General features: G+C 67.3%; 11 protein-coding genes. 8 read left to right on the forward strand and 3 right to left on the reverse strand.

Going from position 1 to position 11,056, the window contains the following annotated elements; all coding sequences use genetic code 11:
- Positions 1-1,303, reverse strand: a 1,303-nt coding sequence (locus tag A5698_RS12080; protein WP_068296871.1) for a class I adenylate-forming enzyme family protein, incomplete at its 3' end; no start/stop codon positions are given.
- Positions 1,300-2,151, reverse strand: a complete 852-nt coding sequence (locus tag A5698_RS12085; RefSeq protein ID WP_068296874.1) for an SDR family oxidoreductase — start codon at positions 2,149-2,151, stop codon at positions 1,300-1,302. The genes A5698_RS12085 and A5698_RS12080, both read right to left, overlap by 4 nt.
- 209 nt (positions 2,152-2,360) lie before the next feature.
- Between A5698_RS12085 and A5698_RS12090 the strand changes: the two genes are divergently transcribed.
- The 4 genes from A5698_RS12090 to A5698_RS12105 are packed head-to-tail and all read left to right on the forward strand — an operon-like array spanning position 2,361 to position 6,402.
- Positions 2,361-3,938: a methylmalonyl-CoA mutase family protein gene (locus A5698_RS12090; RefSeq protein WP_068296877.1), complete on the forward strand. Its 1,578-nt coding sequence runs from the start codon at positions 2,361-2,363 to the stop codon at positions 3,936-3,938.
- Positions 3,938-4,354 (forward strand): cobalamin B12-binding domain-containing protein, encoded by a 417-nt coding sequence (locus tag A5698_RS12095; RefSeq protein ID WP_064346491.1) that lies wholly within the window; start codon positions 3,938-3,940, stop codon positions 4,352-4,354. Before A5698_RS12090 ends, A5698_RS12095 begins: the two co-directional genes overlap by 1 nt.
- A 36-nt stretch (positions 4,355-4,390) precedes the next feature.
- Positions 4,391-5,347 (forward strand): LLM class F420-dependent oxidoreductase, encoded by a 957-nt coding sequence (locus A5698_RS12100; RefSeq protein ID WP_068296880.1) that lies wholly within the window; start codon positions 4,391-4,393, stop codon positions 5,345-5,347.
- A complete protein-coding gene (locus A5698_RS12105) occupies positions 5,344-6,402 on the forward strand; it encodes a CaiB/BaiF CoA transferase family protein (RefSeq protein ID WP_068296883.1) in 1,059 nt (352 codons plus the stop codon). The genes A5698_RS12100 and A5698_RS12105 overlap by 4 nt, the downstream gene beginning before the upstream one ends.
- Here A5698_RS12105 and A5698_RS12110 read toward each other — a convergent pair.
- Positions 6,390-6,701: a 2Fe-2S iron-sulfur cluster-binding protein gene (locus A5698_RS12110; RefSeq protein ID WP_067084842.1), complete on the reverse strand. Its 312-nt coding sequence runs from the start codon at positions 6,699-6,701 to the stop codon at positions 6,390-6,392. The genes A5698_RS12105 and A5698_RS12110 overlap by 13 nt on opposite strands.
- 112 nt (positions 6,702-6,813) lie before the next feature.
- On the opposite strand from A5698_RS12110, the gene A5698_RS12115 reads away from it, so the two are divergent.
- Genes A5698_RS12115 through A5698_RS12130 form a run of 4 tightly spaced genes read left to right on the forward strand, consistent with a single transcriptional unit; the run spans position 6,814 to position 10,852 of the window.
- A complete protein-coding gene (locus tag A5698_RS12115) occupies positions 6,814-8,211 on the forward strand; it encodes a class I adenylate-forming enzyme family protein (RefSeq protein WP_068296886.1) in 1,398 nt (465 codons plus the stop codon).
- Positions 8,196-9,008 carry an acyl-CoA dehydrogenase family protein gene (locus tag A5698_RS12120; RefSeq protein WP_068296889.1) on the forward strand — a complete coding sequence of 271 codons (813 nt, stop codon included), beginning with the start codon at positions 8,196-8,198 and terminating at the stop codon, positions 9,006-9,008. The genes A5698_RS12115 and A5698_RS12120 overlap by 16 nt, the downstream gene beginning before the upstream one ends.
- Positions 8,995-10,083: an acyl-CoA dehydrogenase family protein gene (locus A5698_RS12125; protein ID WP_068296892.1), complete on the forward strand. Its 1,089-nt coding sequence runs from the start codon at positions 8,995-8,997 to the stop codon at positions 10,081-10,083. The genes A5698_RS12120 and A5698_RS12125 overlap by 14 nt, the downstream gene beginning before the upstream one ends.
- 1 nt (position 10,084) lies before the next feature.
- The gene (locus A5698_RS12130) at positions 10,085-10,852 is read left to right on the forward strand and encodes an enoyl-CoA hydratase/isomerase family protein (protein ID WP_064346498.1); all 768 of its coding nucleotides are present in this window, start codon (positions 10,085-10,087) and stop codon (positions 10,850-10,852) included.
- Positions 10,853-11,056: the final 204 nt, after the last annotated feature.

Below are 11,056 nucleotides of genomic sequence, written 5' to 3' on the forward strand. Positions count from 1 at the left end.
CGATGATCTGACCCCACTGCGGGTCCTCCGGGCCCACGACGGCGCAATCGCGCACCGCCGGATGTTCGACGAGGACGTCCTCGATCTCGGCCGGTGCGATGTTCTCGCCGCCGCGGATGATCGTGTCGTCGGAGCGCCCGCCGATGAACAGATAGCCGTCCTCGTCGAGCATCGCGATGTCCTTGGTGGGGAACCACCCGTCGGCGTCGAGCACCGAGCCGATCTCCGAATAGCGGCCGGACACCTGATCGCCGCGGACGAACAGCTCTCCGGTTTCGCCGGGGCCGAGCACCGTGCCGTCGGCATCGCGGATCTGAACGTCGATCCCGGGCACCGGCTGACCGACCGAGCCCAATCTGCGTAAGACCGCCTCGTCGGAGGAGGCAAGCGCCTCACGGTGGTCGTCGGGGCCGAGCACGGCGATGGTCGAGCTGGTCTCGGTCAGGCCGTAGGCGTTGACGAATCCGACCTCCGGTAACAGCGAAAGCGCCTTGCGCACCAACGGGAGTGGCACCTTCGAACCGCCGTAAGCCAGGCTGCGCAGCGTCGGCAGCGATGCATTCTCGGCCTCCAGCGCGGTGACGATTCGGTCCAGCATCGTCGGCACAACGGTCGCCGACGTCACGCCCTCGTCGCGCACCAACCGGATCCATTCGCCGGCGTCGAACTGCGGCAGGTACACCATCTTCCGGCCGGCGTAGAGATTCGACAGCGCCGCACTGACGCCCGCGATGTGATATGGCGGGACGCAGATCAGCGCCGCGTCACCGGGTTCGGCGGAATCGAACTCGACCGTGCCGGTGATGTAGCTGGTGAGATTGTTGTGGGTCAGCTCAACGGCTTTCGGGCGCGATGTCGTGCCGGAGGTGAACAGCACGACCCCGACGTCCTCCGGGTCGGGGAACTCCGCGGCGGGCTCGGCGGTGCGCGCGGCGTCAAGGAACTCGTCGGAGCCCATGACCTGCTTGCCCGCACCCGCGACCATCTCGCGATATTCGGCGTCGGCGACGACGAGAGGCTGGGGGAGGCGGTCGATGAGCTCGCGGAGTCCGTCGGCGCTGAGCCGGTAGTTCAGGGGCGTCACCGGCACCCCGGCCCGCGCCGACGCGAACAACAGCAGCGGCAGCAACGCGCCGCCCATGCCGACGTATGCGACGTGCGATGCGCCCGAGGCGGCGATGACACCAGCCCCGCCGTCGGCCAGCTCACTCAACTCGGCTGTGGTCAGCCGCAATTCACCCGACACCACGGCGGTGCGGTCCGGATTGCTCGAGGCCATCTCGAGCAGCAGTGCGATGCTCATGATTTGTCGACGAAGATATCAAGGATGGGGTCGTCCCCACCGCCGTAGCGCGACAGGTCTGTCACGCCGGACTCGGCGAGCAGTTCGGAGTCGATGAAGCATTTGCCGTTCACATCGGCCGGGGGGCGCGACAGGATCGCCGCGGCCGCGTCACCCATGATCTGCGGGTCGCGCGACCGGTCCAGCATCTCCTGGAAGCCGGGCGCGTTGGCGACCGCAGACGTCGCGATGTAGGTCTCGGGCCACAGGCAGCTGAATCCGATGCCGGTTTCCGCGTACTCGGCGGCCCACCCCAGCGAGAGCAGAGTCATTCCGTACTTCGACAAGGTGTAGGAGGGGTGAGCGCCCAACCAGTGCGGGTTCATGTTCAGTGGCGGCGCCAGCGTGATCACGTGCGCGCCTGCCGGCTCGGCTCCTTGGGCGCGTGCCGCGGACTTGCGCAGGTAGGGCAGCGCCGCCTTGGTGAGCAGGAACGTGCCGCGCACGTTGATGTCCATCATCAGGTCGAACTTCTTGGCCGCCAATTGCTCGGTGGGCTCGGTGGCGATGGCGCTGGCGTTGTTGACCACGACGTCCACGCCGCCGAAATGCTCGACGGCCGCGTCCACCGCACGTTGCACGTCCTCTTCCTGTCGGACGTCGCCGACCACCGCCACGCCCTTGCCGCCGGCGGCCTCGACCTCCGCGACCGCGGTGTGCACGGTGCCCGGCAACTTCGGATGAGGTTCGGCCGTCTTGGCCAGCAGCACGACGTTGGCGCCCCGCCTGGCCGCGGCGAGCGCGATCGCGAGACCGATGCCGCGACTGCCGCCGGAGACGACGAGCGTGCGGTCAGTGAAGGCGGACATGGACCTCCTTTGGCTGCGACCTGCGTCGCCCCACGATGCTAGCGGACCCCGACTACAGCCGGTATTGGCGTTCTCATTTTACGCAAGTGCCATATTCGCTGTGTACCGGGTCTTCGCGGGCTTTCGACGGTGGGGGACGCCCCTTCTCCGGTGCACGTTTCCGGCCTGCGGTATTGGCATTCTCATTTTTTGCAAGTACGTTATCCGTGATGAGCGAGCCAGTACAGACCCCGTCGGGGATCCCGCTCGAGCCGGTGTATGGGCCGACGGACCGGGCGACGGAACCGCCTCCGCCGGGCACGTATCCGTTCACCCGCGGAAACTTCGCCACGGGGTACCGCGGGAAGACGTGGACGTTCCGCCAGTATTCGGGGTTCGGGACGGCCGAGGAGTCCAATCGGCGTTACCGCTACCTGCTCGACCAGGGCGGAACCGGGCTGTCGGTGGCGCTGGACCTGCCCACGCAATGCGGCTACGACTCCGATGACCCCGAGTACGGCGAAGAGGTCGGCCGGGTCGGCGTCGCGGTCGACACGCTCGCCGACGCGGAGATCCTCTTCGACGGCATCCCGCTGGACAAGATCAGCACCAGCTTCACGATCAACGGCACCGCCGCCATCCTGCTGGCGTTCTACGTCGCCGCTGCAGAGAAGAAGGGGGTGCCGCGGGCCAAGCTCACCGGCACCATCCAGAACGACATCCTCAAGGAGTACGCATCGCGCGGCACGTGGATCTGGCCGCCCGAACCGTCGCTGCGGCTGATCGCCGACACCATCGAGTTCTGCGCGGCCGAGGTGCCCAAGTTCAACGCGATCTCGGTTGCCGGTGCGCACTTCCGCGACGCGGGCGCCAACGCGGTGCAGGAGATGGCGTTCACCCTCGCCGACGGCGTCACCTACTGCGACACCGTCGTTGAACGCGGGCGCATGACGATTGACCAGTTCGCACCGCAGATCTCGTTCTTCTTCTACACCCACGGTGATTTTTTCGAGGAGATCGCCAAGTACCGCGCCGGACGGCGGCGCTGGGCGACGATCGTGCGCGAGCGCTACGGGGCCTCGTCGGACAAGGCGTCGATGTTCCGATTCGGCTGTGTGGCCGGCGGCGCATCGCTGTTCGCGCCGCAGGCCCAGAACAACCTCGTCCGCGTCGCCTATGAAGCGATGGCCGCGGTGCTCGGTGGCGTGCAGTCGATGTTCACCGCGGCGTGGGACGAACCGTTCGCACTGCCCAGCGAGGAATCGGCGACCCTGGCGTTGCGTACGCAGCAGATCCTCGCCTACGAGACCGGCGTGACCAAGGTCGCCGACCCGCTCGGCGGGTCGTACTTCGTCGAGGCGCTCACCGACGCGACGGAGGAGAAGATCATCGAGATCATGCACGATCTCGAAACCCACGGCGGCATGGTCCGTGCGATCGAGGACGGATACCTGCAGGGCCTGATCGCCGACGAGGCGTTCAAGATCCACCAGGAGATCGAATCGGGCGAGCGACCGGTAGTCGGGGTCAACAAGTTCGTCTCCGACGAGCCGCCGCCCGAGATCGCGACCTACGAACTCGATGCCGAGGGCCGCGATCTGCAACTCAAGCGGCTCGCGAAGGTCAAGGCCGAGCGCGACGCCACCGCGGTCTCCGCATCACTGGCGGCGCTGGCGCGCGCGGCCGAAGGTGACGACAACCTGATGCACAAGCTGGTCGACTGCGCCAACGCCTACTGCACTGTTGGAGAGATGGTTTCGACGTTGAAGTCGGTGTGGGGCGAGTTCCAGCAGCCGGTGGTGTTCTGATGGCGGACTCTTCCACGGCCGGCCCGGTGCGGGTCCTGGTCGCCAAACCCGGCCTTGACGGGCACGATCGCGGCGCCAAGATCGTCGCGCGGACGCTGCGCGACGCGGGCTTCGAGGTGATCTACACCGGAATCCGGCAGCGCATCGAGGACATCGTGTCGATCGCCCTGCAGGAAGACGTTGCGCTGGTTGGGCTTTCGATCCTCTCGGGCGCGCACGTGGCTCTCACCACGCGCACGGTCGAGGCGCTGCGCGCGGCCGACGCCGGCGACATCGCCGTCGTCGTCGGTGGCACCATCCCACAGGGCGATGTGCCCAAGCTCCTGTCCGCGGGCGCGGCTGCGGTGTTCCCCACGGGCACTTCGCTGGACACGCTGGTCGACGAGGTCCGCAAGCTGACATTGAGCGAGCAATGACTCGCTCGCCGCTGAACTCCCGGAGGAAGAACTGACATGCGCCTTGGCGTGATGATCGGGGCCGAACGCGGCGATATGGCGCGCAAGGTCAACAAGCTGGTCTCCGACATCGAGTGGGCCGAATCTGCGGGATTGGATACCGCATGGATGCCGCAGGTGCCCAACGACTTCGACTGTCTGACCATGGTTGCGCTGATGGCCGCGCACACCTCGAAGATCGAGCTCGGCACCGCGGTGGTGCCGCTGCAGGCGCAGCACCCGATCGCGCTCGCGCGTCAGGCGCTGTCGGTGCATGCGGTGGCGGGCGGGCGGCTCGCGCTCGGGGTGGGACCGTCGCACCACTGGATCGTGCGCGACATGCTCGGCATCCCTTATGAGAAGCCGGCTGCGTACACCCGCGACTATCTCGAGGTGCTCAACGCCGCACTCGCCGGCCCCGGCGACGTCGACGTCGAGAACGACACCTTCACGGTGCACAACCCGACGGTCCTCGGCGCGGAGAACCCGCTGCCGGTCCTGGTGGCCGCACTGGGTCCGGTGATGCTGCAGATCGCCGGGGAGCGCGCCGACGGCACCGTGCTGTGGATGGCCGACGAGAAGGCAATCGGCGAGCACATCGCCCCCAAGATCAACAAGGCTGCCGCCGAGGCAGGCAGGCCCGCTCCCCGCATCGTCGCGGGGATACCGGTGTGCCTGTGCGCGAATTCGGAGATCGAAGCCGCCAAGGACCGGGCGAACCGCATCCTCGCCGAAGCCGAGACGTCACCGAACTACCAGCGACTGCTGGACCGTGGCGACGCCCGCGATGTCGGCGATCTCTGCGCGGCCGGTGACGAGCAAGCGATCCTGGCACGCTTCAAGCGATTCGCCGACGCAGGAGTGACCGACCTGTCCGTACGTCTGCTGCCGATCGGCGAGAATCGCGATGAGCTGATCGCATCGAAATACCGCACGCGCGAGGTCATCGCGGAGTTGGCCAAGGCGGTGCGGTGAGCGCTGGCGCACCGCTGGCCGGCATCCGGATCATCGAGGTCGGAGTCATGCTGGCCGGCCCGTACGCCACCATGCTGCTGGCCGACCTGGGCGCTGAGGTCATCAAGGTCGAGCCGCCGGGCGGGGAGATCTCCCGTCAGGTCGGCGACAGCTACTTCGCCAGTCTCAACCGCAACAAGAAGAGCGTCGTCCTCGATCTGCAGTCCGAGGACGGCCGCGCACGTCTCGGCGAGCTTGTCGCGGAATCCCATGCGCTGCTGGTGAACATGAAGCCGTCCGCGATCAAGAAGCTCGGCCTCACGTACGAATCGCTTCGGCGGTTCAACGAACGCATCGTCTGTGTCGCGATGACGGGTTTCGGGCTCGAGGGCGGCGACGACCCCGCATTCGACTACGTCATCCAGGCGGCCACCGGGGTGGCGGCCATGACGGGACATCCCGACGAGCCGCCGACCCTGCCGGGGTACTCGTCGGCCGACAACTCGACCGGTCTGGCGGCGGCGCTCGGACTGCTGGCGCAGATCGTGTCGGGCCGCGGTGGTCAGGTGGACGTGTCCCTGCGCGACGTGATGTTCTCGCAGCTGAACTACCGCGCCTCGGCATATCTCAACGACGGCGCGGTGCCGTTGCGCTATCCCTTCGGCGCGCACTCGTATTACGTTCCGGCACAGCTGTTCGCGACGGCGGAGGGCTATCTGGCGCTGTTCATCACGCACGACGGGTTCTGGCGGGCGTTCTCGGCGGAGGCGGGTATCGAGGGTTTTCCGACGATGGCCGAACGCGCGGCCAAGCGTGACGAAGTGCTGGAGGTCGTGGCCGCCGCGCTGGCCACCGACACGGCCGCGGGGTGGGAAGCGCGGTTGCGCCCGTTGGGTCTTCCGGTCGCCGCGGTGCGCACGCTGCCCGAGGCGCTGGAGCAGACGCCCGAGGTGATCGTGACCGCGGGTGATTTCCGGTTGGTGCGCAGCCCGATTCAGATCGCCGGCTACGAACCGGAGTATCGACCGGCGCCCCGCGTCGACGAACACGGCGACATCACGGCTCAGTCGTCGTAGGTCACGCAGATCGTGTCGGTATCCGGAATCGCCTGGCAGGTGAGGATGTATCCCTCGTCGACCTCGTCCTCGTCGAGCGCGTCGTTGACCCGCATCGTGGCGCGGCCCTCGGTCAGCTTGCCCATGCAGGTGCCGCAGTTGCCCGCTTCGCACGAGAAGGGCGGGGACAACCCGGCCCGCCTGGCGCTCTCCAGGAGCGTCTCGTCGGCGACGCGCGTCACCGACACCTTCTTGCGGTCGAGCACGATCGTCACCTGTCCGCCCTGTGCTGGCTGGTCAGGCATCGGATCCGCCGTCATCAACAACTCTCCTGGCATATCGGTTCTAACTGGGCGAGAATATCATTCTCGCTAAATGATACGCTATTCTCAAAGCGAATTCCGGCCCGGTGACCACTAGTGAGGACAGGGTGTGAGTGAGGCGATCGCGCTCGCCTTCGAGCAGCGGGACTACACGCTGTCGCAGCTCGACGCGCTGAGTGCCGGAATGGCCGCCACCCTGGAAGAGCGCGGAGTGCACGCCGGCGACAGGGTCGCGCTGATGTCGTCGAACCGACCCGAGTTCGTCGTGGCGCTGCGCGCCGTCTGGCGGCTGGGCGCCTCGGCGGTCTTGCTCAGCCCCGCGTGGCGGCGCACGGAGATCGAACACGCGCTGACGCTGACCCGGCCGGTGCATGCGGTCGGTGATCACCCGTTGCTCGCCGAACTCATGCCGATGCTCTCGCTCGACGATCCGATCGTCGCCGGCGACCGTGAATTCGACGCACCCGATCCCCGGGCCGACGCGCTGTTCGTGTTCAGTTCGGGTACCACCGGCATGCCGAAGGCCGTGCGCCACACCCACGCCGCGTTCGACGTAGCGGTTCGGCACTGGCGCAATGCTCTGCAGCTGTCGTCGTCGGACCGCATGCAGATCATGACGCCGCCCTCGCACATCCTGGGTCTGCTCAACATCGTGATGGCGCTCGAGACGGGGACGTGGATCCGGTTGCATCGGCGCTTCGACATCGACACCATGCTCCGGCACATCGAAAGCGACCGGATCACCATCGAGATGGCCGTGGCGCCAATCGCTTTGGCGCTGGCCGCACACCCGGATCTGGAGTCGCACGATCTGTCGTCGCTGCGCTACATCATGTGGTGCGCGACGCCGGTGACCCAGAGCGTCGCGGAGGCGGTGACCGCCAGGACCGGGGTCAAGTGGGCGACGGCGTACGGCGCCAGCGAGCTACCGGTCATCTCATGCAACGACGTCGACGGCCGACACCTCGACACCGTGGGCCGCCCTGTGCCCGGTGTGCGGGTGCGGGTGGTGTCGCTGGACAGCGGTGCGGCCCTCGAGACGGGGCAGGCCGGCGAGATCGAGGTGCAGTCGGATTCGGTGATGGTGGGCTACCTGCCGGAGTCGGCGACGGCGTCGGCCTTCGACGACGGGTGGTACCGCACCGGCGACGTGGGTTATCTGGACGACGACGGCTGGCTGCGGATCACCGACCGGTCGAAGGAGATGATCAAGGTGCGCGGTTTTCAGGTCGCACCCGCCGAGGTCGAGGCGGTGCTGCACGGGCATCCCGCGGTCGACGACTGCGCGGTCTTCGGTGTGCCCGACACGGCCAACGGCGAAGCGATCGTCGCCGCCGTGAAGACGAATACCGCAGTGCCCGAAGACGAATTGGCGGCGTGGGTGGGGGAGCGACTGGCGTCGTACAAGCGGCCTACAAGGGTGGTCGTCGTGCCCGAGATCCCGCGGCTGCCGTCGGGGAAGGTTCTGCGTCGAGTGTTGAAGGAGCGTCTGTGGACGTCCGTCTGACAAGTGAACAACAACAGCTGCGGTCCGCCGCCGCGAGCCTGGCCGATGACCTCGGCCCCGGGTCGGTGGCCGATCTCGAGGATGCCAGCAGGCTGGCCCGACTGGAGAAGGCGGTGGACGCCACCGGCTTTCGCACGCTGCGCTCGGACGGCGCGTCGGGTGTCGAGGTGGCGATCGTGGCCGAGGAGTTCGCCCGTGGCCTGGTCGACGTGCCGTTCATCGGGCCGGTGCTCGCCGACGACCTGCGGGCACGTAGCGGGCATGAACCGGCCGTCGCCGAACCGAGGGAGTCGGTCGACCTGACGAACAGCCTTGCCGGAGTGATCGAATCGCCCGCCGAGCTCGACGGACTGTCGGACGAGGATGCGGGCCGGTGGCGGGCCCTGGCGCTGACGGTCACATGCGCCGACCTCGTAGGGTCCGCCAGGGGCGCCCAGGATCTGGCCGTCGAGTACGCCAAGGTGCGCGAGCAGTACGGCGCAACCATCGGGTCGTACCAGGCGGTCAGCCATCTGCTCGCCGAGAGCCTGGCCCTGATCGAGGGTTCGGTCAGCGTCTCGCGGCATGCCGCCTGGGCCGTCGACGAGCTACCGGCCCCCGAGGCGATCGAGACGGCCCGAGTGGCCAAGATCTACTGTGCACGAGCGGCTTTGACCGTCTGCGAGACCTCGATTCAGGTGCACGGCGGCATCGGCAACACCTGGGAGTGCCTGGCCCACGTCTACCTGCGCCGGGTGTTGGCCGCCACCGAGACCTGGCCCGTGAAGTTGGAGGAGTTGTCCATTGGACTTTCGTGACTCACCGGACGAAGCCGCATTTCGCGAGCGGTTGCGCGGTTGGCTGACCGAGCAGAAGGGGAAGTTCCCGACATCGGGCGACGAGTACTGGGCCGCGCAGGGCGCGTGGCATCAGGCACTCTACAGAGCCGGGTTCTTCGGCACGTCGTGGCCGAAAGAGTATGGCGGAAAGGATCTGCCACCTGTCTACGATGTCATCGTCGACGAGGAGATCGCCAAGGCGGGGGCGCCGGCGCGGCCCAGCCTGGGATACCTGGTGGTCGGGCTGTCGCATCACGGCAGCGAAGAGCTTCGGCAGCGGTTCCTGCCCGGAATGATCAACGGCACCGAGCGGTGGTGCCAGGGCTTCTCCGAGCCCGGGGCGGGTTCGGATCTGGCGTCGCTGACCACGACGGCGACCTGTGAGGGTGACGAGTACGTCATCCACGGCCACAAGATCTGGACCAGCTATTCCGATGTGGCCGACTGGTGTCTGCTGTTGGCCCGCACCGACAAGAATGTGCCGAAGCACAAGGGCATCTCGGCGTTCATCGTGCCGATGCACCAGACCGGGATCGAACAGCGGCCGTTGAAGATGATCAGCGGCGTCACCAAGGAGTTCGGCCAGGTGCTGTTCGACGGTGCCCGGGTGCCCGCCGAGAACATGGTCGGCGCGCCCGGCGAGGGCTGGAAGCTGGCGATGACCGTCGTCAGCCACGAGCGGGAACCCTCGACGCTGGGCTTCTCGGCGCGCTACGGAAAGCTGGTGCGGCAGTTGGCATCCCGGGTGGACGGACCGGCTCCCGAGGAGCTGGCCTGGGCGTGGGTGCAGACCGAGATGCTGAGGCTGCACGTGCGCAGGAGGCTCTCCGAACAACTCGACGGGTTGACCCACGGGCCGCAGGGGTCGCTGGACAAACTGTTGATGACGTGGGTCGAGCAGTCCGTGGGGCATGCTGCGTTGGCCACCGTGGGCACGAGCGATCCCGAACTGTTCGGCGCCTACATGTACAGCCGCGCGCAGAGCGTGATGGGCGGCACGTCGCAGATTCAGAAGAACATCATCGCTTCGCGCATTCTCGGATTAGGAGTTTGAGTTGTACGACCTACCCCCGGAGATCGACGTCCAGGCCGACGGTGCGCTCCGCATCATCACGCTGAACCGGCCGGAATCGCTGAACTCGGTCAACGACGATCTGCACTGCGGGCTCGCCTGGTTGTGGCCGCGGCTCGCGGAGGACCGCGAGGCCCGCGCGGCGGTCATTACCGGTGCGGGACGGGCCTTTTCGGCCGGCGGCGACTTCGGCTATCTCGAGGAGTTGCGCCAGGACGCCGACCTTCGCGCCAAGACGATCCTGCACGGTCGCGAGATCGTGCTGGGCATGGCGCGCTGCCGCATCCCGGTGGTCGCGGCGGTCAACGGTCCCGCGATGGGTCTGGGGTGCAGCCTGGTGGCGCTGTCGGACATCGTCTACATCAAAGACGATGCCTATCTGGCCGATCCGCATGTCCAGGTCGGCCTGGTCGCCGCCGACGGCGGGCCCCTGGTGTGGCCGCTGGAGATGAGCCTGCTGCACGCCAAGGAGTACGCGTTGACGGGCGCCCGCATCTCGGCGCAGCGCGCCGCCGAGCTGGGGTTGGCGAATCACGTCGTCGAAGACCCGCTGAGCGAGGCGATCGCCTGCGCGAAGAAGATCATGGAGCTGCCTCGCCAAGCGGTCGAAAGCACCAAGCGGCTGTTGAACATTCACCTCGAGCGGTCGGTGCTGGCGGTTCTCGACTACGCGAACACCGCGGAGGAGCAGTCGTTCAAGACCGACGACTTCCGCGAGATCGTCACCAGGCTCAACGCGAAGAAGAAGTAGCACTCCCCACGTTGGCGCGAGCGTGCGTGTTTGCACAGAACACGCCGCGGCTCCGCAGCAGTTCGCGCACGCTCGCGCGCACCGAGGGTGCGCATAATGTTGCTCGCGAGCGGCGTGTCGTGTGCAGACACGCACGCTCGCGGGCAAAGGGGGAGAGGGGCTACTTGGGCGGGAAGCGCAGCGCTCCGTCGAGGCGGATGATTT

It is taken from the genome of Mycobacterium sp. E136 (assembly GCF_001666865.1).
GTDB lineage: Bacteria > Actinomycetota > Actinomycetes > Mycobacteriales > Mycobacteriaceae > Mycobacterium.

Excerpts from the sequence above, each read along its gene's own strand:
- A5698_RS12085 (WP_068296874.1), bottom strand. The coding sequence starts at position 2,151 with ATGTCCGCCTTCACTGACCGCACGCTCGTCGTCTCCGGCGGCAGTCGC.
- A5698_RS12090 (WP_068296877.1), top strand. The coding sequence starts at position 2,361 with ATGAGCGAGCCAGTACAGACCCCGTCGGGGATCCCGCTCGAGCCGGTG.
- A5698_RS12095 (WP_064346491.1), top strand. The coding sequence starts at position 3,938 with ATGGCGGACTCTTCCACGGCCGGCCCGGTGCGGGTCCTGGTCGCCAAA.
- A5698_RS12100 (WP_068296880.1), top strand. The coding sequence starts at position 4,391 with ATGCGCCTTGGCGTGATGATCGGGGCCGAACGCGGCGATATGGCGCGC.
- A5698_RS12110 (WP_067084842.1), bottom strand. The coding sequence starts at position 6,701 with ATGACGGCGGATCCGATGCCTGACCAGCCAGCACAGGGCGGACAGGTG.